Consider the following 22,107-nt stretch of genomic DNA (forward strand, 5'->3'; position numbering starts at 1 on the left):
AGAAGTATAAAGGTATGATATTGATCCTATAGATGCTGATTTAAAAGACGTGTTTTTGACGGATTTTGAATACCGGATGTATAGGCAGTATTTATGAATCCCGATTGCAATTAGATAAAAAATGGAGGTTTTGAATGGCTTCATTTACCGGAAAAGTTTTTGTACTGGGAGATGATATCGATACGGACATCATCATTCCTACAGAGTATCTTGCATTAAAATCAATAGAAGATATGAGACCTTATGGGTTCTACCCGCTTCGGCCGGAGCTGCCTTCTCTGATCAAGCCCGGGGATATCATAGTTGCGGGCAGCAACTTCGGTTGCGGTTCATCGAGAGAGCAGGCACCGGAAGTGATAAAGGCACTGGGGGTCAAATGTGTGGTGGCGAAGTCATTTGCACGAATCTTCTACAGAAATTCCATCAATAACGGACTGCTTCTCATAGAGAACAGTGATATACAGGATAAGATCAAAGAGGGCGACGAGCTTACAGTGGAGCCTGGCAAGGAACTGGTTCTCAATGGGGAAGCTTTTAAAATAGGTTCGCTGCCTGACAATCTCATGGATATCCTGAATGATGGCGGGCTTGTAAACGCCATGAAGAAGAGAAACGGTGTCAGATGATGTGATGGCTAAGCCGTGGATGTTCACGTTTTGGTTAAATGGATTATCGCTGAACTGGTATTAGATTATTGACCTGAATTTTTCTGTTGTCATGTGTCCGGCATAGGAGTCATGTTGGATACGGATTTAAAAACATTAAGCGGCTTATACCGATACATGTATGTAAGATTTACAGACGGAAAAGCGGCAGTTGCAGATGGGAGAGAATCACGGGTCAGATTCGTTATATTTTGGAGGAAGCATGGGAGCGACGCTTATTGAGAAGATCATCAGAAGAAATGTTCATGATGATAATGTTAAGGCCGGAGACATCGTCTTCGTGAAGCCGGATCGCGTTATGATACACGACATTTTCATCCCTTTTGTTGCGGACAAGTTTCGGGAGATGGGATTTAAGAAGGTTTGGGACCCTGAGAAGGTGGTCATCATCTATGATCATATGGTGCCGGCAAGTCAGGTTGACGATACGAGACATTTCAGAATCGGAGATGCATTTGCCAAAGAGCAGGGCATAGAGCATATACACAGAGCTGACGGTGTATGTCATCAGCTCATGCCGGAGCTTCGTTATGCAACGCCGGGAGATGTGGTTTTCGGTACAGATTCCCATACGGTGACCTACGGCGGAGTGGGAGCCTTTTCAACAGGCATAGGATACACGGAGATGGCGGGGATTCTGGGAACCGGAGAGCTTTGGATAAAGGTGCCGGAGACCATCAGAGTCAATGTCAACGGTAAGCTGCCTTATGGCGTAACCTCAAAGGATGTGATACTTACTATCATAGGGGATCTCACTGCAGCAGGTGCTACATACAAGTCAATGGAGTTTGCCGGAGATACATTCGATGCGATGTCTGTTTCCGAGAGACTCACCATGGCAAACATGACTATTGAAGCCGGAGCAAAATGCGGACTTTTCTACGCAGACGAGAAGACCGCTGAGTTTTCGGGAGTTCTCTGTGATGAAGCGCACGGATGCTTCAAGGATGAAGGAGACGGAGACTATGCAGAGGTTCTCAACTACAAGGCGGAGGATTTTGTGCCGGTAGCGGCATGTCCGTCTCAGGTAGACAAGATAAGGCCGATCTCGGAACTTAAGGATATAAAGATCGATCAGGTGTTTATCGGTTCATGTACGAACGGTCGTCTCGAAGATTTGAGAGCCGCGGCTGAGATACTGAAGGGAAAGCATGTGGCACCGTATGTAAAGCTCATCATAACTCCGGCAAGCCGTTCGATCTACATAAAGGCTGTACAGGAAGGACTCATGAAAATCTTCAATGATGCCGGAGCCATCATCATGAATCCGGGCTGTGGTCTCTGCTGCGGACGTTCCGGAGGTATCCTCACAGACGGGGAGACTGTAGTTGCCACTAACAACAGAAACTTTTTAGGCCGTATGGGTACCAATAAGGTCAATATCTATCTCGCTTCACCTGTGACTGCGGCGTACAGTGCAGTTAAGGGGTATGTGACGAATGGGTGATGTTTTCGAAAGGTTAGTTTTGTTTCCTGAGTTTAGTTTCCTGGAAAAATCTTTGTTTGACGGAATAGTCAAAGGATGTTAATATCTAATTGTAAGAAAAAGTGCTACCGGTAGACGGTTAGCCCTGAAATAGTAAAACGATTAAAAGTAACCGCTCACAAGTTTCCTAGGCTCGGGCGGTTATTTTTGTGTCTTGGAATCATGCTTTCCATGCATATATCCAAGACTATAAAAAGTCGCACAGAATGCGAGTACAGTCATGAGATCTGTTATGGTCAGCATAAGCAAGTTCCTCCATTTTAGATTTCTCGTTAGAGATTTCTATGATAAACAGAGGTCACAGTCCTCTGGAAAAGGACTAACCGCCTACCGATGTACTGGTAGCACTCGAATATTATATCAAACAGATGTTCGCTAATCAATCCTGAAATTTGTTTTTATAGAAGAAGAAAATCAATTCTGAATGTTCTTAATGTATTCTTTAATAAGTCAAAGCGAAAAGAATAAGACCCTTGATGAGCTTTGCGATATGGCGCTTAAACAGATAGAGGATAAAAAGTACGAAAATGAACTTCTGGAAGCAGGATTCAACAAAGATAAGATAATAAAGCTGGCCTTTGCATTTGAGGAAAAGGAAGTTCTGATAAAAAGAAATTAAGCCAGGCGAGGCAGCACATAACAATTCGCTTACAGCTATGCGGATTCAAATTTAATCCGGCAGTAAGATAGGATCTCAAAAGTTTAAATATCCGGGTAAGTGCTTCTGTACTTACCCGGATATTATTTTTTTATATTTTTAACTTCAACTGCCTGATAACTGACCTTAGATATGTTTCGGTCAGATCTTCATCATCGAAAAGCTCAGGTGAAAACTTAGTGTAAGAGAGCTTATCCTTGTATTCCCTGTACAGAACGGGGGAAAAGACAGGTTCCGGCTCAGGGAGAAATAATCCGGATACTTTTTGATAGCAGGTTTTTGCAGTGGCTTTCTTTCTGTGGCTCCGATCTACGAACTCAGCCAAAGATTTGTGTATGGCTCTGTCCTCCATGGGGAGGTAATAGTAGTCGGTGTAATTCGGGTAGAAGAATTTCAGTTCTCCCTCATAGAGGTTTGCGCAAAGGTTCAGAGCTGAACCGGAGAGGTTTATAAACCAGTTGTCCAGCGGTATATCAAGGGGCACCGGCATGGTAACTGAGGTCTTTAAAGTAAGGCTTAAAACCTGTTGGTTCTCTGTGGGAGACTTCACAAGCTCCTGTGACTGCAATGAAAAACCACCGTTTAAAGCGTAAATGTAGTTCAATATAGGAAGGACATTGGGCATATTTTCAATGTCTTCGAAGTTATGAAGAAGCAGACATTCCAGTTTTTCTTTAGAACGGTCTTCCTGCCACCGGAAGTAGACGTTGATAAGGTCTCCGCCGGAGAACATGTCTTCGCGGTATATCCCGAGGAATTTTTCGCAGGTCTTCAGTTTCATGTTTTCGAGATTCAGAAGTTTTTTCAGAGGACGTATCTTTTTCAAAATGTCGAAGCTTTCAACATTATCAAAAGAATAAGGAAGTCCATACTGTTCAACCATATGCGAAAGAAACGGGATGTCAAAGCCGTCTCCGTTGAAAGATATGAGGACGCGTTTTGAAGACAAAAGAGTAAAAAAGTTCTCGAGAACAGTGGGTTCGTCTGATACATCCTCACAAAAATACTGAATTATCTTCCAGCCGTCATCGTATGTGAGAAGTCCGATGAGGTAGAGGCCGGATTTCCATGATGACAGTCCGGTTGTTTCTATATCAAAGAACATAATGTCTTCTGCCGGAGCAATGAGTGACATCTCAAATTCTGTTGTCAGTTCTATAGGTTTTTCGATTCTAAGCAAAATAATCCTTTCTCTCAGCAAACAGGTTCAAAATAAAAATATACTGACCGATAGACCGAGTCTAACACAGTATGAAATTCAGGTCAAAAGGATATGTAGCATTTATCGAACGTTTGTGCTACCATACTGTATATATTTGAAAGTTTTTCAGGAGATAGTGATGATTAGTTTTATACATGGAGAGCTGGCTGAGATTCAGGAAGGAATGATAGTGGTTGAGGCGTCCGGAGTCGGATATGGGATCAGAGTGCCGGCCACAGTTATCGGGGCACTTCCTTCTATAGGAGAAGAGGTCAAGATATATACATATTTTTCCATGACTCAGAATGGAGTTGAGCTTTGCGGTTTCCTGACTCCCGAGGACAGAGAGATGTTTACCATGCTTCTGACGGTAAGTGGTGTGGGACCAAAGGGGGCTCTTGGGATTCTCAGTGCCATGACACCGGATGATCTGAGGATGGCTATAGTTACCGGAGACAGCAAGGCTATCTCGAGAGCTCCGGGAGTGGGCAGCAAGACTGCACAGCGTATAGTCATCGACCTGAAGGACAAGCTTGACGCAACTGAAGTTTTCAGTACGGCTATGGATCATGGTTCATCCGGTGGAAGTTCAGCATTTGCGGGAGCGGCTATGGCACATAGTGCCCAGAGAGAAGCCGTTGAGGCTTTGGTTGCTCTTGGATACTCGGAGACTGAGGCCGGCCGTGCTGTTAAGAAGGTGGAGATAACCGGCGATATGACAGTAGACCAGATACTGAAGTTTGCTTTGAAAAATCTGAGTTTTCTATGACATGGAAATCTATAAAGCTAATTTATAAATCAGAAGGAAAATATAATTGATGGAACGTCGAATTATTAATACGGACGAAACAGTAGAAGACAGACAACTTGAGCCGAAGATAAGGCCGCAGAAGCTTGATGATTATATAGGCCAGTCTAAACTTAAGGAAATGATGAAGGTCTATATTACAGCTGCGAAAAATCGTGGAGAATCTCTTGATCATTGCCTTTTCTACGGACCACCGGGACTTGGAAAGACTACCATTTCCAACATTATCGCCAACGAACTTGGCGTAAATATAAAAGTGACTTCGGGGCCCGCCATTGAGAAGCCCGGAGAGATTGCGGCCATACTGAATGGTCTTTCCGAGGGAGACGTGCTTTTCGTGGATGAGATACACAGACTTAACCGGCAGGTGGAGGAAGTTCTGTATCCCGCTATGGAAGATTTTGCCATAGATATCATGCTTGGTAAGGATGCCACTGCGAGATCCATTAGACTTGATCTTCCGCACTTTACTCTTATCGGGGCTACAACCAGAGCAGGACTTTTGTCTGCGCCTCTCCGTGACCGTTTCGGAATCATATCAAAGCTTGAATTCTACAATAAAGATGAGCTCATGAACATTGTTCTTCGGTCTGCCGGGGTGCTTAATGTTGAGATAGATGATGAGGGTGCCGAGCGTATAGCACTTAGATCCAGAGGAACGCCACGACTTGCCAACAGACTTTTAAAGAGAGTCAGGGACTTTGCTGATGTGAAGTATGGCGGACGTATCACCAGAGAGGCAGCGGATATGGCGCTTGATATACTTGATGTTGACAAGCTGGGACTTGACCAGAATGACAGAACATATCTTATGACCATCATCGAGAAGTTCAACGGCGGACCTGTGGGAGTTGAGACTCTGGCGGCGGCTCTTGGCGAAGACAGCGGAACTATCGAAGATGTATACGAGCCTTACCTTCTGATGAACGGCCTTATCAATCGTACTCCCAGAGGTCGTGTGGCTACACCAAATGCTTACAGACATCTTGGCATACCACATCAGGAAACATTGGATCTATGATCAAACCCGGATTCTGGTTTCGATATTGTCAAAACAGCTATATGTGCCATATACAGCATTAGTGGTGAGATGAGTAGTATATGGTATTAATGGGGAGTTAGTTTATTGAAGGTTTTTTGAGTTTCTTTGCTGTTCTGTGGTACAATAAATCTAAGTGGCGGGACGGATAAAGTCTCGCAGATTTGACAAAACTACGGTTGTGTAGTAATATTCGGTGTATTTTTGACGATGTCTGAGATTAGCGGTGGTATCAGAACCATTCGCAATATGTTTATTTTCAGCGGGAGTAACCGCCGGGTAGAGAGATTATTACGGAGACGGACATTGGCATTTTGTTTACGAAGAAAGATAGAGAGTAGATCTATGGCAGAGAAAAGAACAGTAGAAGTTGTTATCGACGGAAAAATTTATCAGCTTTCAGGAGATGCTACCGAAGGATATATGCATGAGGTGGCAAGTTATCTCAATCAGAAGATATTGGATTTCAAGAGGCAGGTATCAAATTATAACAAGCTTGATGACAACATTAAGGCTTTGCTGCTTGAAATAAATATCTGTGATGATCTTTTTCGCGAGCAGGATAAGACTCGTAAATATGAGAGAGATAAGGATGAGGCAGAGCGTGAGAGCTATAGTGCCAAGCATGACCTGGTAAATATGCAGGTGAAGCTTGAGACAACACTCAAGGAGCTTGAGAATACACAGAGACGTCTTGCTGAGACTGAGGCTAAGCTCGCAGCAAAAGAAGCCAGAGAAAGAGCTCTTTCTGAGGATGAAAAAGTGACATCCATCGTCTCAGGAGCAAGGAAAAAGAATTAAGATACTTATATGATAAAAAGAGATAAAAGAGTGGAGCTGCTGGCACCGGCAGGTTCATTTAAATCTGTAGTGGCAGCAGTTAATGCAGGCGCCGATGCCATATATATGGGTGGCCGCAAATTTGGTGCCCGCGCGTATGCGGATTCAGCTAAGACCGAGGAGGAAGATATGGTGATGGAGGCCATCCGTTACTGTCATCTCTTCTCGGTAAAACTTTATATGACGGTAAATATACTCTTTAAGGATTCAGAACTTAAAGAGCTTTTTTCATACATAAAACCGTATTACGAGGCCGGAGTAGACGGACTTATAATGCAGGATCTCGGTGCTATCAGGGAAATTCACGAGATGTTTCCGGGACTTGAAGTGCATGCAAGTACACAGCAGACTATCGCCAGTGTGGCAGGTGCCCGTATGGCTCAGAAGTTCGGTATGACCAGAGCTGTGTGCAGCAGAGAACTCAGTCTTTCCGAGATAAAACGGATTCATGATGAGACAGGTATGGAACTTGAGGTATTTTGCCATGGCGCAATGTGCTACAGCTACTCGGGTGCCTGCTTTATGTCATCTCTTTTAGGTGGAAGGTCCGGTAACAGAGGTCGATGTGCAGGAACATGCAGACTCTGCTATGAAGCCATCAATCGCGGTGAAACCGCAATGGGTGAATCTCCTTTTATGAATAATGGTGAGAGAACTGAAACTCATAAAAAGGGATACATCCTGAGTATGAAGGATATGCAGACCATAGATCTTCTTCCTGAATTGATCGAAGCCGGAGCCTACAGTTTCAAGATTGAGGGACGAATGAAGTCTCCTGTATATACAGCCGGTGTGGTAAGTGTTTACAGGAAATATCTCGATCTGGCCCTTGATTATCTCGGACTGGATAATTCCGGAACAGATATAAGAAGTGTGGGTGTCAGAAAGGACAGAACATACAGTGTTGATCCGGAAGATCTTAGAGTATTAAGAGAGATCTTCGACAGAGGCGGTACAACAAGCTATATGAAGAAGCATAACGGTGCCGATATGATAGCTATCGAAGAGAAGAAATTCCGAGAAGTAGACAAGGAAGTGATCGGAAGAATCGAAGAATTATATATCGATAAAAACCGTACACTTACGCTGGATGCTCACATGAATATGACAGTGGGTGCGCCTGCGGTTCTTACATTGAGTGACAGTATGGGAAGAATGGTGACAGTAGTTTCTGATGATGTGGTTTCAGCGGCTGAAAGTCATCCGATGTCAGAGGCTGATGTGGAAGCAAGACTCAGAAAGACAGGCGGAACTGTATTTACGTTTGATGAAGTGAAGGTAGAGATAGAAGGTGCAGCGTTTTATCCCGTAGGAAAGCTCAATCAGCTTAGGCGTAAAGCACTTGATATGTACGAAGAGGAGATTTTAAGTGGCTCGAAGAGACAACTCGCCGAAACAGAATAAAGGAAATGTACGAAAGTCGGATTCCGTAAGAAAAGATTTTGCGGATAATGCATATTCCAATGGTAAAAGATCAGGGAAAAAGGAAGATACAGGCCGTGCAAAGTCAGCTAAGCGTTCTGCAGCCAGAGGAACCGAAGGAAAGAAGAGGGCCTTTGGAGGATCTGATTCCGGAAAAAGACAAGAAGCCTCGGATTTTCATAAGAAACGGTCCGGAGTGGTGCCGTCTGGAAATAGAAATGACAGCACTGTGAAAAAGTATATTCCCCGTGAAAAAAGATATGCGACGGAAACAGGACTTTCCGCCGGAGACTGGAATCTCCGGGTTTCGGTTTCTGTTGAGACGGAGGAACAGCTTGATGCTGTTCTTCATCATGAGGGAGTAAATCTCATCTATATAGATGAAGCATGCTTCGGGATCAGAGAAACTGCGAAGGGCGGATCTTCGGCGGAGTCATCTGCAGTAAAAGGTGATGATGCTGAGTCGGAAGCATTTGCGAAGATAATTGAGAATATACACAAAGTCGGGAAGAAGGCAGGGTTAAGACTCAGACGTATAGAGAGAGATACGGATTCCGGGCTCGATTCTGCAAACTTAATCAAAAAGCTTATAGACAGGGATGCCGCACCGGATGCGCTCCTTATCCGTAGCTTTGATGAAGCTATGATGGTTTCGGAGCTTGAGAATTCAGAAACTGGTAATAAAGGTTTAAACCATATTGGCCGTATATTCGATTATACTTGTTATGGATATAACAAAGAGGCGGTTTCCATGCTCAGGGATCTTGGAGCAGAAAAGCTTACATATCCTATAGAGCTTACATATCGCGAATGTCTGAATCTCAGAGCTTCTGTCAGAGCGGCTTCAGAGGAAGGAGACACTTCCGAAATACCTTATGAGATGCTGGTGTACGGTCACCTTCCGATGATGGTAAGCGCTAACTGTATCCAGAGAACTTCGGACAGATGTGATCATCAGAACAGATTCCTGGTTTTACGGGATCGTATGCAGAAGAATATGCCGGTACGTTGCTACTGCAAGTACTGCTACAATCAGATTTTTAATGCAGAGCCGTTACTGTTATATGACCTGGAGGATGAAATCCGTAGACTGGAACCGGAGAGTGTGCGCTATGACTTTTCGGTAGAGTCAGGTGAAGAGGTGCTTAAGATTCTTTCCGGAGCGATACCTGAAAATATGACCAGAGGTCATTTTCGTCACGGAATCGAGTAAAGTTAGGACGCGAATTTTTTTACTATGATCAATTTATATATTACAGCTGCAAAGTATATTCAGTTGGTGCTGATAGTTCTGTATACATATTGTAATTTCAGATTTCTGTCCATACCTGATCAGGAAGATGCGAATCCGCTGTGTGACTGGCAGTTTCGCATCGTTCTGCTTGCACATTTTCTGATGAATGTTGCTATCTATGTGAAAACCGGGGAGATAAGTGCCCTGTTTTTCTACGGAGCGCAGCTGGTCTTTTTCCTCTTGTATACGTTTTTTTCGATGCGTATATATCGTAATATCAATCGACTTCTTTTAAACAATACCGTATTTTTTATGGCATATGGACTCATAACTCTTGAGCGTCTTGATATGACAAAGGCGCTCAAGCAGTTTGTGATAATGGTTGGCGCGGCTGCCATGACGATGGTGATCCCGTATATCATTGACAAGGTGTGGGATCTTGTCAGGTGGAGGTATGTCTTTGCCGCAGCAGGTATCCTGATGCAGGGAATAGTCCTTATCATTGGTGCCACCAGTTATGGAGCCAAGATGTCCATCTCTATCGGTGGCATGACATTTCAGGCTTCGGAAGTTGTTAAGATAACTTTTGTGCTTGCCACAGCAGGTATGCTGAGTCAGGCCGGGAACTTCAGAGATATTTGCATAACAACTATGGTTGCGGGACTTCATATGCTGATACTGGTTTTATGTAAGGATCTTGGGTCGGCGCTGATATTTTTCCTCGCATATCTTGTGATGCTTTACATCTCTACAAACAATCTTTTATATCTGTTCCTGGGTAATGCCGGCATGATCATGGCTGCGGTATTTTCCTATTTTGCCTTCGATCATGTGAAGACGAGAGTCTTTGCATGGATGGATCCGTGGGCGGATATTGACAATAAGGGATATCAGATAACCCAGTCGCTCTTTGCTATAGGAACCGGCGGATTCATGGGACTTGGACTGTATCAGGGATTGCCGAACAAGATACCTATCGTTGAGAAGGATTTCATTATTTCTGCGATTTCGGAAGAGATGGGGGCATTGACGGCGATATGTATCACGCTGGTATGCCTTGGCTGCTTCATACAGATGATGGTCATAGCCACATATATGGAAGATAACTTCTATAAATATGTATCCGTGGGGCTTGCGATAGAGTATATAGTGCAGGTTTTCCTGACTATCGGAGGAGCGATAAAGTTTATTCCTTCAACCGGAGTCACACTTCCGTTTATGAGTTACGGTGGATCGTCTCTGGTGTCTGCATTTATGGTCTTTTCGTTGATTCAGGCACTCTATATCATTCAGGGTAATGAAGATGAAGAGGATGAAATCGCAGTTCTCAATGATGTTTCGTCCGAACTTGATGACGCAGATGATGAATACTATGATGATGAATACAATGCCGATGAATATGATGAGGATTATTCTGATGAATACGACGATGATCCACGGTACAGTGGCGAGAAGATCACCGTTGAAGACCTCGGGATATAATCATGCTTATGTCATGTGAGTATTAGAGTGGCAAGAGGCGAATGGAACAGTTAAACAAGACCGCGTTATATGCCGGACTTTTGCGGAAGTTTTCGCGATATCCTTTCTGCTGACATGATGAAAAGCACGACTGTCTCAGGCTTTTGTGCCTGATCAGTCATATGCCTCTGAGTGTTTTCGGAAATCAACAGGAAAAATGCGTTTATTAACAGGTGACAAAATAGATGGCAAACAGGAATTCCCGTTCGGGAGCAAGAAAATCAAATAAAAACATTATCGGATTCGTGTACTTCTTTTCGCTTTTGTTTTTTGCCATGATCGGCTATATGATTTATTTCATTGGCTGGGGATCAGGGGACCTTATGGGTAATGCCTACAACCCGCGAATGGAGGTTTTCAATAACAGATTCGTTAGAGGCGCCATAATATCTTCGGACGGACAGGTTCTGGCAAGGACCAATGTCAGCGATACCAGAAAGAATTCTGATGGAAGTGACAATCCTGACGGAGCATACACGGAGACCAGAGAGTATCCCTTCGGAGAAACATTTGCACAGGCGGTAGGATACTCGACAAAGGGCAAAACCGGAGTTGAGGCTCTGGCTAATTTCTATCTCATGGAGTCCAATTCCAATCCTGTTGTTCAGGTGGTGAATGAGATAACTGAGACAAAGAGTCAGGGAGACAATGTTATCACGACTTTGGATGCCGGTCTTCAAAAGGTGGCTTACGAGGCACTGGGCGAGCATAACGGTGCGGTCATTGCGGTGAATCCGAAAACCGGAGAGGTGCTGGCTATGGCTTCAAAGCCAAGTTACGATCCAAACTCGGTCGTTCAGGACTGGGACTATATCGTAAATGAAAGAAGTGATGAAGCACCGCTCCTGAACAGATGTACTCAGGGACTGTATGCGCCCGGTTCGACCTTCAAGATAGTCATGGCCCTTGAGTATATTCGTGAGCATCCCAATGATTATCAGAACTTTGAGTTCCATTGTAACGGGGCTTATCATGACGAAGAAAACTCCGATTACGTGGTTCACTGCTACAGCGGTGAGGTTCACGGCTCTGAGGATCTTAAGGCGGCGTTTACATATTCTTGTAATTCGGCATTTGCAAAGATCGGAACGGTTATAGATAAGAGCAGGCTTGCAGAGACAGCGGAGAAGCTTTTGTTTAATCAGGAGCTGCCTATAGCGGTGTCATCAAGTAAAAGCAGGTTCAATGTTACTGAGAGTTCAGGTACATGGACCATGATGCAGACAGCCATCGGACAGGGTGAAACCATGATGAGTCCGCTTCACGAAGTTATCCTTGCATCGGCTATTGCCAACAAGGGAGTTCTGGCGAAACCGAAGCTTCTCAAGCAGGTTCAGTCGGCAGAGGGTAATGTTGTTAAAGTCTTTGATGACACTGAAACAGAACAGCTGATGACGGAAAGTGAAGCTACTATCCTCGGTTCTTTCATGCGCTCGGTTGTAAGCGAAGGTACCGCGTCAAAGCTGAGAGATGCTGAGTATGAGGCAGCCGGAAAGACCGGTTCCGCGGAAGTGGTGAAAAACGGCGAAACCATCACCAATGCCTGGTTCACAGGATTTGCACCGTATAACGATCCGGAAATTGCAGTCTGTGTAGTTGTAGAGGAAGGCGAGACCGGCGGAAGAACAGCTGTACCGGTGGCAAAGGAAGTTTTTGACTACTGGATAAATGAGAGATGATATATTTGCTGCCATCAGATCAGTTGATCTGGTGGCAGTTTTTTAATTATAACGATTTTTTTAAAATGATACGATGCAAGGGTCAAAAGTACCAAATCACGTGATTGCACGATGATTTGAGACTTTATGACCCGCCCGAACACGAATAACGTAGTCGTTTTGCACAGCAAAAGGACGTGAGTTATGAGTGCTCAGTAGCACAACTGCCTTCGATTTTTAATCGAAGGAGCCACGCGGCTTTGAGCGCTTCAAAGGAATCTGTAAGGATTCCTGCTCTATGCACACGAATGTGTGCGTCCTGCGCATCATAAGTGAGTGGCAAATACTTTTGACACTCACATCATGATACTATAATAGCAATTTGATGATAAAATCCCAAGAAAATGCTATAATAATAGCAATATCTCAAAACTGTTTCTAAAGGAGCGCATAGATGGATTATTTATGGGATTTGCCTTCAGATGTGACCAAAAGACTGGCATCAAGGATGAAAAATATAAGGAAGAGAAAAAAACTTACCCAAAAACAATTGGCCGGAAGAAGTAATGTGAGTTATGCCACGTTGAGAAAATTCGAGAGTAGCGGGCAGATATCGTTGGAATCATTCGTGAAGCTGACAATGGAATTAGGTCTCGTGAATGAAATAAACGAATTATTTACCAAGCCAGTGTATAACAGTATCGAGGAGGTTATAAATGAAAGCAAATAAAACGCTCGACGAGTCAAACGCATAGTGGCTTGAACAAAGTGAAAGCCAGCGCCTTGAGACGCCGGCTGAGTAATCAGAGGCTTATAGCCTCAGAGCAAACCACCCGTTTGACGGGTGGTTGTGATTAATTTAAAATGTGGACATGAGATATTTAATCAAGATGGTTACATGGCAGGTTCAATTATTTTTTATACTGCTCGCGTTCCATATATATAATTCTTGACATCATATATATAACATAGTCTGGGGGAGTCCTGACTCCCTGTTCCCAATGGGATAGTGTTCCCAAAGGTATACGAAATTTTTTCGCAAATGCAGCCTGCGACAATCCGGTGATTTTTCGTAATTCCTTAATCAGCATTTGGATCACCGCCTTTTAAAAGATTTGGATTTACATTTCCAAGTTTTCTTTTAGCAGCATTTTTTTGAAGGATTTCCGTCTGTCTAAATGCTACCGAACGTAATTTTTGCAGTCTTTCCTGTTGAGTTAACCCCTGAGAAATCCATTCTGCATTAAAGTTTTCAAGATTAATAAGGACTATCAGTTCCTCGGCGGACGCATAATCCCTTATGTTCTCGCCTTTTTTCGCCTCTTCTGGATGTTCTTTTCGCCAATCTGTTGCGCGTTTACCAAAGAGCGCAACATTTAAAAGATCGGCCTCATTCGCAAATGTGTACGTCTTTTCTTCGCTTGTTAATTCGTCTGTAATCAGATATGTTTGAACGGCATCTGTATGGATGTGATAATTCAGTTTTGTAAGAGCTCTTTTTTCGTCCCAACCAATAGCTTTTCTTTCAGCTTCATCTTTCTTCAGCCGCTGATAATCTTTGATTATATAAAGCTTGAACTCCGGAGAAATCCAGGAAGCAAACTCAAAAGCGATGTCAGAGTGAGCATATGTTCCACCGTATTTACCTGCTTTCGATTTTATCCCCTTAGCCTGCATTCTTTCAATCCATTGCTTTGGAGTCATAATGAGTCTTCCTCGTTCGTTTCTAACCGATTGGAATTCCAATCGGTTAAAATCTTCCAGATTATGAATTTCTTCCCAGACTGCAAGAAAATCAATTGTCGAATAAGAACTCATCCAATTAGTAATAACGACCCTTGGGTCTTCGGAATTCTTGTATTTAGCTATATCTGTAAGGCTGATATAGCTATTATCGGAATCAGTGATATCAATAACACTTATTTCAACACCACTGGCATTAATCTTTGATTTTTGTGCCATTCATTTCACCTCTGTATATATCAATGATACATAATTATATACCATTGATATAGTTCATTCAAGCGTTATGGTAAATCTGGGCAGCTGCAGATATCGGATGGACACATTATTCAAATTGAGAAACTTGAGCGGTTACTATTTCGGATATCATCATAATAAATCTCTTTGTCTAAAAATTAAATTTAGATTATTGTCTTCTAAGGCAGGATAATCACCAATGTAGGCGATTATCCTGATTTTGTTTTGTTCGTTGAATTTGAAAGCCCGACATTTTGCTATGGCTAGAATGATGGACAATACAGCAGAAAACTGTTTTACATGCTACAAATGCATGGTACAACTCACATGGGCATAGGAAGAATATGCTATTACCGGAATACACAAAGATCGGTGTAGGAATGTATGAGGATCATGGTGAAAGGTACTGGGTTCAGCTATTTTCCAATTAATTGGTCCAAGATTAGTTTTTAAATTAGTGGTTTACAAAAAATAAGAGGTATGGAATGAATATTTGTAAAAAAATGTTAATGGCAGTTGGCGGTATGGTTTTCGCTATATCATCTTTATCTTTTGCCGGAAGCTGGGGAAAGGATTCCAACGGCTGGTATTATCTTAATGATGACGGAACGTATGCTACATCAGGTTGGCAGTGGATTGACGGCAACAATGACGGAACAGCAGAATGCTATTGTTTCGATGCCGAGGGCTATCTCTATACCAATACAATGATTGACGATGCCAAGGTTGATTCTAACGGTGCCTGGATTCAGGATGGAGTTGTTAAGACTAAGAATACTCCTAAATCTGACAATTCAATATTGCATCAATCGATTAATTCAAATAGTTCTTCCAATAACAATAGTATTACGGGGCGCTTGCAGCCAGGAACTTATTACCTTAAATCAGGTTATTGTGATTGGAGTATTGCATATGATTCCAATCACATCGAAAGGGGAAGAACAAATCTCGATGAAAATAAATATGAATACATAATTTTATCCGGTAATGAGAATAAGCTTAATTTCGAATTTTACGATGCGACGGTCTACAATGGCTATGTGACTAGTCATCCTCTTAAAATGAAAGGCACATTTACTCGTAAATCTGATGGTACATATAGTATCTCTAACACATACGGTAATGCCTACGATCGAAACGCAAGTTACTATGGTGATCCTGAATTTAATATTGATTCCATTTCTAATATAACCGGTGATTCTTTTGTGATACATAACCATTGGGAAGGAGATGGCGGGTACGATACATATTGGACTATGGTAAAGGAATAAAACAAATAGGTTTTTTGTAAGAGTTAGTGTCTATAAGGGGTATATGAAAAATACAATTAAACTGTTTCTGGCGACAGCTGGAGTAGTATGTAATATTGCATCATTTTCTTTTGCCGGAAGCTGGGGAAAGGATTCCAACGGCTGGTATTATCTTAATGATGACGGAACGTATGCTACATCAGGTTGGCAGTGGATTGACGGCAACAATGACGGAACAGCAGAATGCTATTGTTTCGATGCCGAGGGCTATCTCTATACCAATACAATGATTGACGATGCCAAGGTTGATTCTAACGGTGCCTGGATTCAGGATGGAGTTGTTCAGACTAAACAGATCTCAACGATACAAGGTATTAAGTCATGGATAGATGGAACGTATGAATGTCAGTACCAGATAGACTATCAAGGGGAAAAGAAAAAAGGAAATGAGTCTTTATTAACTATACAATCAATAGATGAAAATCATATAAAAGTAACTACTACATATACAAAAGATAGGGTGATGGACGTTTATACTGATGGATTTTATGATGTTTATACCAGAGATAGTGATTCATCATATAATTACACCGCAACTATTCTCATAAATGATGATATAGTAGGCGTTAAAAAGATTTCAGTCTATCCTGATCAGAATTTGTTGGTGTTTGACAGAGATGATTTTCTGGGTAGTAGCTTTTACTTCTATAAGATTACTTCTACTCAGGACCAATCATCTATAAATTCAGCAGTTGTTGGAAGATACAAAGGAAAAGAGCTTGGTAACAGTGAGCTTGAAGTGGATTTATATCCTGATGGACATTTTTATATCTGTCTCACTTATCCGGGAAACCGACAATTAATTTCGTATGGGACATATTCAGCCATCGGTGATAAGATAATATTTCAAAGTGACAGCAGGAGTCAATCTTATTGTGATAGTACTTATGCGAAAATATCAAATGGTTATTTCACGTTGCCTTTAAATAAGGTTTCAATACCTTCTGATGGAGATGGTTTGGACTATGAAAAATATGAATCGATATGGGGAAATTATACGGATTAACCTGACTGATTAAAAGGTGCTGATGATTGACCAAAGAACGTGTGTTTGCTATAATTAAGGCCGTGCTACCAGTACACACGGTAGGCGGTTGGCCCTCCACCCGGAGGGATTTGTAAGGCCCTCCAGAAAGGAGGGATATTATGGTAACTTATGGTGAATTATTCCAATTTGGAATTTTGATCGTTGCTATCATCGGTCTTGTATATAAGATTGCAAACAAAAAGTAACCGCCCCAAAGCCTAGAAAACTTGAGCGGTTACTATTCAACAACTTAAGTAAGGGCTAACCGTCTACCGGTAGCACTTCTTTTCAATTAGTATATTAACATCATCTTTTTTTTCAGTCAATACGGTTTGTAAGATTCAGACAGTGAATCATATTGACGGATTATATATAAACAGCGTAAACTGACATACCTTGACAAAGGGTTTATAATAGGTCTGCTGCGGTGATTGCCGCGGCAGACCTGTTTTTTGTTATAGGCAAGTTTCTTCTATATAAAGATAGAGACCCGCCTGCGAAAACAGAAACCAAAGCTCAGGAGGTAGTTCGTGAAGAGACTGTTATCATACATAAAAGAATACAAGGTCAAAGCAGTTCTGGCGCCGCTATTCAAGTGTCTGGAAGCCTGCTTTGACCTTTTGGTACCTATGGTCATTTCCAGCATGATCGATAAAGGTATACATAACAATGACCTGGGGTATGTATTTCGAATGGGAGGACTGCTGCTTGTGCTGGCAGCCATAGGTCTTACATGTTCATTCACAGCTCAGTTCTTTGCTGCAAAGGTTGCTATTCATACCGGTAAAGGTCTCAGAAATGATCTGTTCAGACACATTAACACCCTTTCCTACAGAGACATCGATGCACTTGGAACCAGTACACTTATCACCAGGATGACCTCTGATATCAATGCTGTAGAAAGCGGCGTAAACATGGCCCTTCGTCTCTTTATGAGATCGCCGTTCATCGTATTCGGTGCCATGATTCTGGCATTCACCATCAACATAAGAGCCGGACTGATTTTTACATTCACCATAATTGTGCTTTTCGTCGTTGTTTTCGGTATCATCCTGACAACTGCGCCGATGTACAAGAACAATCAGTCACAGCTCGATAAGATAATGAAGACAACCCGCGAGAATCTTCTCGGTGTGAGAGTTGTCCGTGCTTTCAATCGTCAGAACTCGGAGATCGAGCAGTTCAAGAGAGAGAACGACAGACTTACTGAGATGCAGGTTAGCGTAGGACGTATTTCAGCACTCCTCAATCCTGTGACCTATGTGATCATTAACATCGCCATCGTATATCTGATTAACCGCGGTGCCATGTTTGTATATGCCGGAAGCCTCACACAGGGCGGTCTTGTTGCGCTTGTAAACTACATGTCACAGATACTTGTTGAGCTTATCAAGCTTGCAAACCTTGTCATCCAGATAACACGTGCCATGGCAAGTATGAATCGTATCGACGGTGTATTCAGCATTAAACCGAGCGTTCAGGAGTCGGGTAATGTTTCTGTCGGAAGTGAGGTGATTTCTGAAAATACACTGGATTCCGACGGACGTAATTCAGCTGATAGTATGACAATCCGTCAGGTCGCAGCAGATGCGACGTTGGACAGTGGAACATCAATCTATAAGTCCGGAAACATTTCCAAAGTATCTTTTAAAAATGTTTTCTTCGCATATACTGAGGGTGCAGACCCGGCATTATCCGATATCACATTTGAAGCTATGCAGGGTGAGACCGTCGGCGTTATCGGAGGTACAGGTGCAGGTAAGTCTACATTGATAAACCTTATCCCCAGATTCTACGATGTGACAAAGGGAGAGGTAGATGTAGAAGGAAAGCCGGTTAAGGAGTACGGAATCGAAGAACTCCGAAAGAAGATCGGTATCGTTCCTCAGAGAAGTGTTCTTTTCAGAGGTACTCTCAGAGAAAATATGCAGTGGGGTAAGGAAGATGCCACTGATGAAGAAATCTACGCTGCGCTTAAAACCGCTCAGGCATATGACTTTGTAGCACAAAAGGGTGAAGGACTCGAGCTTAAAGTTGAACAGGAGGGACGAAACTTCTCCGGCGGTCAGAAGCAGAGACTTGCCATAGCGAGAGCGATTATCCGTAAACCGGAAATACTTATTCTTGATGACTCTGCATCGGCTCTTGACTTTGCGACAGATGCTGCGCTTCGTTCAGCCATAAAGCGTGACACTGAGAATATGACTGTATTCATCATATCTCAGAGAGTGTCAACTGTACGTAATTCTGACAAAATAATCGTTCTCGATGACGGTAAGGTTGCCGGCATAGGAACTCATAATGAACTTTTTGCATCATGCGAAGTATACAAGGAGATTTGTCTCTCACAGCTTAACAAGGATGAAGCAGAAAGTTCTGCGGCTGGTTCTGAAAAGGGTTCTGCGAATGCTGCCAATGCAGAAGCCCGGACGGGAGATTCAACTGAGATCGGTGTGATTGCCGGAGAGGCAGGAGCATTGGAGAAAAACGGAAAGGAGGCAAAGTGATGGCAAAGGGAAAACCAAGAAAGATGACCAAGGCGGATCAGCAGACCATCGCCCGCATCCTTAAGTATATTAAGAAGTATCTTCATCTCGTTATATGCTCGATCATTCTTGCAGCGGTAACGGTAGTGTTGACATTGTATCTTCCTATCCTTACCGGCAGAGCGGTGGATACAATCGTAGGAAAGGGCGACATCGACTGGGAGAAACTGTTCGAGACCCTGAAGCTGATGGCGATTTTGATTGTGATGACGGCTCTTGCCCAGTGGTTCATGAACCATATCAACAATATAGTGACATTCAGAGTGGTTGAAGATATACGTACCAAAGCATTCAATCATGTGGAGAAGCTACCCATAAGCTATCTTGACAAGCATCCGGCAGGAGACCTGACAAGCCGTATCATTACCGATATCGACCAGTTCTCCCAGGGACTCCTTATGGGGTTCACACAGCTTTTCACAGGTGTGCTGACCATACTTGGAACCCTCGGATTCATGTTTTACATTGAGCCTGTTATTACGGTGCTTGTTATAGTTTTGACTCCGCTCAGTTTCATGGTGGCAAGTGCCATTGCAAAGCATACATATTCGCTGTTTAAGCGCCAGTCGGAGAGCAGAGGAAATATCACTGCATTTACTGAGGAGATGCTTGGAAATCTTAAGGTTGTCAAGGCGTTTTCTCATGAGAAAAAGGCACAGGAACAGTTCGAGGATATCAACGAAACATTATCAGACTACAGTTTCAAGGCAGTTTTCGTTTCCTCACTGGTCAATCCCGCAACAAGATGCGTGAACAATATCGTTTATGCAGCAGTTGGTGTCAGCGGTGCATTTATGGCTATCAAAACGCTTATCACTGTAGGTGAGCTGGTGTCATTCCTGAGCTATGCCAACCAGTATACGAAACCGTTTAATGAAATTTCCGGAGTCGTAACAGAACTTCAGAACGCCATTGCCTCTGCAGCCAGAGTTTTTGAAATCATCGATGAAGAACCGATGGTTCCGGATGCAAAGGATGCAGTGGTGCTCGGAGGGAACGGAGAAGAGCTTGAAGGAAAAATCGATATTGATCACCTTTGGTTCTCATATGATAAGACTAAGAAACTTCTTACCGATATAAACATTCACGTAAATCCGGGTGAGACGGTAGCCATCGTAGGTCCGACAGGATGCGGAAAGTCAACACTTATCAATCTTCTCATGAGATTCTATGAGCCTGATGAGGGCGGAATCAAGGTAGACGGATTTGACAATCGTGAAGTCACAAGAGAAAGTCTCCGTAACAATTTCGGAATGGTGCTTCAGGAGACATGGCTTAAGGCGACTACTATCAGAAGAAATATCGCCTACGGAAAGCCTGATGCAACGATGGAGGAAATCGTTGAGGCAGCAAAGAAGGCGCATTGCGACGGATTTATCCGAAGACTCCCTCAGGGTTATGATACCGTACTCGGCGAGGACGGCGGTTCACTGAGCCAGGGACAGAAGCAGCTTCTCTGTATTGCACGACTTATGTTGAGACTGCCGCCAATGCTTATTCTGGATGAGGCGACTTCATCCATCGATACCAGAACAGAGCTTCATATCCAGCATGCTTTCGACAGGATGATGGAAGGCAGAACTACATTTATCGTAGCTCACAGACTTTCAACTATCAGAAATGCCGACCTTATACTTGTACTGAAGGATGGTAATATCATCGAACAGGGCAGGCACGAAGAGTTGCTTTCAAAGGGCGGCTTCTACTCAACACTTTATAACAGCCAGTTCGCGGCCAGCTGATGGAAATCGCATTTCTGCATAAGCGGGAATGCGATTTTCTTATACACAATTTTGTGCTAAAGTAATCCAATAGTAATGAAAGGGAAATAAATGGGATGCAGGTGTTCAAAGCAGCGAGTCATTTATCTGAATGATGATTTGAAGTCCTTTGACGCTGGCATCTGCATGAAGTTTGATATAAGTGAAAAGAATTAAAAGTTTGGCAAAAGACCCTATTGAATTTATAAAAGAAAATACCTACAGCCTGTGGCTGTTGTATCTGCCGGTATATCTGATGTACTTTGCGAGTCTCCAGTTAAGGAATATTCCTATGGATGATGTCCGGATCATTGAACTGCCGTTGGACAGGATGATCCCGACGGTACCGGCATTTTTTGTGCCTTACGGATTCTGGTGGATTCTGTTTCCGGGCGCATTGCTTTATTTCCTGTTCTGGGGAACAAAAAAAGATTTTCTCAAACTCTGTTTCATCCTATTCGGAGGGTACACCATCTGTATGGTTGTCTATACCCTCTGGCCGAACGGACTTGATCTTCGACAGGACATTACGACCACGGACTTTTTTTCAAAATGTGTGCTTTGGCTTCGTTCCATTGATCCGCCGAGAAATGTCTGTCCCAGTATGCATGTGTCAAGTACTGTAGCCATAGACATTGTTGTGAGAGAGTGTAAATACATAAAACTGAAATACAAGAACATGGAAACAGTAATTGCAGTTCTCATATGTATTTCAACGCTTCTTATAAAGCAGCATTCCGTCGTTGATGTCTTTCTCGGATGGGCCATGAGTGTTTTGCTTTGGCTTATTTGGAAAAAGGTTTTAGAGAGGAGAACTTTCAAGTCCACTTTTTGAGGCCGGTGGGAGAATACTCATGTACAGAGAGCCGGAGGGTATCAATTTAAAAGCGTTCCGCCTTAAAATTGATGCTCTCCGGCTCTGACCATTTCCGCCGAAGCGCCCCGTTTTTTG

General features: G+C 43.0%; 21 protein-coding genes. 18 read left to right on the forward strand and 3 right to left on the reverse strand.

All coding sequences use genetic code 11. The annotated features are described in order from the left end of the window. Nucleotides 1–134: 134 nt before the first annotated feature. The 3 genes from BM294_RS00210 (at nt 135) to BM294_RS00220 (ending at nt 2,770) form a co-directional block, all read left to right on the forward strand. Complete coding sequence (locus BM294_RS00210; protein ID WP_091203816.1) at nt 135–626, forward strand: LeuD/DmdB family oxidoreductase small subunit; 492 nt, start codon at nt 135–137, stop codon at nt 624–626. Nucleotides 627–867: 241 nt separating this feature from the next. Next, nucleotides 868–2,112 carry a 3-isopropylmalate dehydratase large subunit gene (locus BM294_RS00215; protein WP_091203817.1) on the forward strand — a complete coding sequence of 415 codons (1,245 nt, stop codon included), beginning with the start codon at nt 868–870 and terminating at the stop codon, nt 2,110–2,112. Nucleotides 2,113–2,584: 472 nt separating this feature from the next. Continuing rightward, nucleotides 2,585–2,770 carry a hypothetical protein gene (locus tag BM294_RS00220; protein ID WP_091203819.1) on the forward strand — a complete coding sequence of 62 codons (186 nt, stop codon included), beginning with the start codon at nt 2,585–2,587 and terminating at the stop codon, nt 2,768–2,770. Nucleotides 2,771–2,900: 130 nt separating this feature from the next. Here the strand turns inward: BM294_RS00220 and BM294_RS00225 are convergent, their stop codons facing one another. Then, on the reverse strand, nt 2,901–3,989 hold the full coding sequence (locus BM294_RS00225; RefSeq protein WP_091203820.1) for a ribonuclease H-like domain-containing protein: 1,089 nt from the start codon (nt 3,987–3,989) through the stop codon (nt 2,901–2,903). Nucleotides 3,990–4,149: 160 nt separating this feature from the next. On the opposite strand from BM294_RS00225, the gene ruvA reads away from it, so the two are divergent. From ruvA to BM294_RS00265, 8 genes are all read left to right on the forward strand, one after another. Further along, complete coding sequence (gene ruvA, locus BM294_RS00230; protein ID WP_091203822.1) at nt 4,150–4,779, forward strand: Holliday junction branch migration protein RuvA; 630 nt, start codon at nt 4,150–4,152, stop codon at nt 4,777–4,779. A gap of 49 nt (nt 4,780–4,828) precedes the next feature. Next, nucleotides 4,829–5,839 carry a Holliday junction branch migration DNA helicase RuvB gene (gene ruvB, locus BM294_RS00235; RefSeq protein WP_091203824.1) on the forward strand — a complete coding sequence of 337 codons (1,011 nt, stop codon included), beginning with the start codon at nt 4,829–4,831 and terminating at the stop codon, nt 5,837–5,839. Between the two features lie 363 nt (nt 5,840–6,202). Further along, complete coding sequence (zapA, locus tag BM294_RS00240) at nt 6,203–6,658, forward strand: cell division protein ZapA (protein WP_091203825.1); 456 nt, start codon at nt 6,203–6,205, stop codon at nt 6,656–6,658. Nucleotides 6,659–6,667: 9 nt separating this feature from the next. Then, nucleotides 6,668–8,101 carry a peptidase U32 family protein gene (locus BM294_RS00245; protein ID WP_091203827.1) on the forward strand — a complete coding sequence of 478 codons (1,434 nt, stop codon included), beginning with the start codon at nt 6,668–6,670 and terminating at the stop codon, nt 8,099–8,101. Continuing rightward, complete coding sequence (locus tag BM294_RS00250) at nt 8,067–9,332, forward strand: U32 family peptidase (protein ID WP_091203829.1); 1,266 nt, start codon at nt 8,067–8,069, stop codon at nt 9,330–9,332. Before BM294_RS00245 ends, BM294_RS00250 begins: the two co-directional genes overlap by 35 nt. Before the next feature lie 24 nt (nt 9,333–9,356). After that, nucleotides 9,357–10,835 carry an FtsW/RodA/SpoVE family cell cycle protein gene (locus BM294_RS00255; protein WP_091203830.1) on the forward strand — a complete coding sequence of 493 codons (1,479 nt, stop codon included), beginning with the start codon at nt 9,357–9,359 and terminating at the stop codon, nt 10,833–10,835. 224 nt (nt 10,836–11,059) lie between these two features. Further along, the gene (locus BM294_RS00260; protein ID WP_091203832.1) at nt 11,060–12,553 is read left to right on the forward strand and encodes a peptidoglycan D,D-transpeptidase FtsI family protein; all 1,494 of its coding nucleotides are present in this window, start codon (nt 11,060–11,062) and stop codon (nt 12,551–12,553) included. A gap of 433 nt (nt 12,554–12,986) precedes the next feature. Next, nucleotides 12,987–13,262, forward strand: a complete 276-nt coding sequence (locus BM294_RS00265) for a helix-turn-helix domain-containing protein (protein WP_091203833.1) — start codon at nt 12,987–12,989, stop codon at nt 13,260–13,262. 181 nt (nt 13,263–13,443) lie between these two features. On the opposite strand, the gene BM294_RS16755 is transcribed toward BM294_RS00265, so the two are convergent. Further along, nucleotides 13,444–13,623: a helix-turn-helix domain-containing protein gene (locus tag BM294_RS16755; protein WP_091203835.1), complete on the reverse strand. Its 180-nt coding sequence runs from the start codon at nt 13,621–13,623 to the stop codon at nt 13,444–13,446. Further along, nucleotides 13,613–14,494, reverse strand: coding sequence for a KilA-N domain-containing protein (locus BM294_RS00275; RefSeq protein WP_091203836.1), 882 nt, complete (start codon nt 14,492–14,494; stop codon nt 13,613–13,615). Before BM294_RS00275 ends, BM294_RS16755 begins: the two co-directional genes overlap by 11 nt. Before the next feature lie 296 nt (nt 14,495–14,790). Between BM294_RS00275 and BM294_RS16660 the strand changes: the two genes are divergently transcribed. The 7 genes from BM294_RS16660 to BM294_RS00305 all read left to right on the forward strand — a co-directional run bounded on the left by BM294_RS16660 (nt 14,791) and on the right by BM294_RS00305 (nt 21,990). After that, complete coding sequence (locus BM294_RS16660) at nt 14,791–14,943, forward strand: CAP domain-containing protein (RefSeq protein WP_091203838.1); 153 nt, start codon at nt 14,791–14,793, stop codon at nt 14,941–14,943. 93 nt (nt 14,944–15,036) lie between these two features. Next, a complete protein-coding gene (locus BM294_RS00285) occupies nt 15,037–15,783 on the forward strand; it encodes a hypothetical protein (RefSeq protein ID WP_175494372.1) in 747 nt (248 codons plus the stop codon). A 43-nt stretch (nt 15,784–15,826) separates the two neighbouring features. After that, nucleotides 15,827–16,828, forward strand: coding sequence for a hypothetical protein (locus tag BM294_RS00290; RefSeq protein ID WP_091203841.1), 1,002 nt, complete (start codon nt 15,827–15,829; stop codon nt 16,826–16,828). Between the two features lie 140 nt (nt 16,829–16,968). Then, complete coding sequence (locus BM294_RS16760) at nt 16,969–17,055, forward strand: putative holin-like toxin (RefSeq protein WP_442950770.1); 87 nt, start codon at nt 16,969–16,971, stop codon at nt 17,053–17,055. A 324-nt stretch (nt 17,056–17,379) separates the two neighbouring features. Continuing rightward, a complete protein-coding gene (locus tag BM294_RS00295) occupies nt 17,380–19,356 on the forward strand; it encodes an ABC transporter ATP-binding protein (protein ID WP_091203842.1) in 1,977 nt (658 codons plus the stop codon). Continuing rightward, complete coding sequence (locus BM294_RS00300; RefSeq protein ID WP_139225823.1) at nt 19,356–21,137, forward strand: ABC transporter ATP-binding protein; 1,782 nt, start codon at nt 19,356–19,358, stop codon at nt 21,135–21,137. Before BM294_RS00295 ends, BM294_RS00300 begins: the two co-directional genes overlap by 1 nt. A gap of 181 nt (nt 21,138–21,318) precedes the next feature. After that, the gene (locus tag BM294_RS00305; RefSeq protein ID WP_175494380.1) at nt 21,319–21,990 is read left to right on the forward strand and encodes a phosphatase PAP2 family protein; all 672 of its coding nucleotides are present in this window, start codon (nt 21,319–21,321) and stop codon (nt 21,988–21,990) included. Nucleotides 21,991–22,107: the final 117 nt, after the last annotated feature.

The sequence above is a fragment of the Oribacterium sp. WCC10 genome (genome assembly GCF_900113415.1).
In the GTDB taxonomy this organism is placed as follows: domain Bacteria; phylum Bacillota; class Clostridia; order Lachnospirales; family Lachnospiraceae; genus Oribacterium.

Excerpts from the sequence above, each read along its gene's own strand:
- BM294_RS00210 (WP_091203816.1), top strand. The coding sequence starts at position 135 with ATGGCTTCATTTACCGGAAAAGTTTTTGTACTGGGAGATGATATCGAT.
- BM294_RS00215 (WP_091203817.1), top strand. The coding sequence starts at position 868 with ATGGGAGCGACGCTTATTGAGAAGATCATCAGAAGAAATGTTCATGAT.
- BM294_RS00220 (WP_091203819.1), top strand. The coding sequence starts at position 2,585 with ATGTATTCTTTAATAAGTCAAAGCGAAAAGAATAAGACCCTTGATGAG.
- ruvA (WP_091203822.1), top strand. The coding sequence starts at position 4,150 with ATGATTAGTTTTATACATGGAGAGCTGGCTGAGATTCAGGAAGGAATG.
- ruvB (WP_091203824.1), top strand. The coding sequence starts at position 4,829 with ATGGAACGTCGAATTATTAATACGGACGAAACAGTAGAAGACAGACAA.
- zapA (WP_091203825.1), top strand. The coding sequence starts at position 6,203 with ATGGCAGAGAAAAGAACAGTAGAAGTTGTTATCGACGGAAAAATTTAT.
- BM294_RS00245 (WP_091203827.1), top strand. The coding sequence starts at position 6,668 with ATGATAAAAAGAGATAAAAGAGTGGAGCTGCTGGCACCGGCAGGTTCA.
- BM294_RS00255 (WP_091203830.1), top strand. The coding sequence starts at position 9,357 with ATGATCAATTTATATATTACAGCTGCAAAGTATATTCAGTTGGTGCTG.
- BM294_RS00260 (WP_091203832.1), top strand. The coding sequence starts at position 11,060 with ATGGCAAACAGGAATTCCCGTTCGGGAGCAAGAAAATCAAATAAAAAC.
- BM294_RS00265 (WP_091203833.1), top strand. The coding sequence starts at position 12,987 with ATGGATTATTTATGGGATTTGCCTTCAGATGTGACCAAAAGACTGGCA.
- BM294_RS16755 (WP_091203835.1), bottom strand. The coding sequence starts at position 13,623 with ATGCTGATTAAGGAATTACGAAAAATCACCGGATTGTCGCAGGCTGCA.
- BM294_RS00275 (WP_091203836.1), bottom strand. The coding sequence starts at position 14,494 with ATGGCACAAAAATCAAAGATTAATGCCAGTGGTGTTGAAATAAGTGTT.
- BM294_RS00285 (WP_175494372.1), top strand. The coding sequence starts at position 15,037 with ATGGTTTTCGCTATATCATCTTTATCTTTTGCCGGAAGCTGGGGAAAG.
- BM294_RS00290 (WP_091203841.1), top strand. The coding sequence starts at position 15,827 with ATGAAAAATACAATTAAACTGTTTCTGGCGACAGCTGGAGTAGTATGT.
- BM294_RS16760 (WP_442950770.1), top strand. The coding sequence starts at position 16,969 with ATGGTAACTTATGGTGAATTATTCCAATTTGGAATTTTGATCGTTGCT.
- BM294_RS00300 (WP_139225823.1), top strand. The coding sequence starts at position 19,356 with ATGGCAAAGGGAAAACCAAGAAAGATGACCAAGGCGGATCAGCAGACC.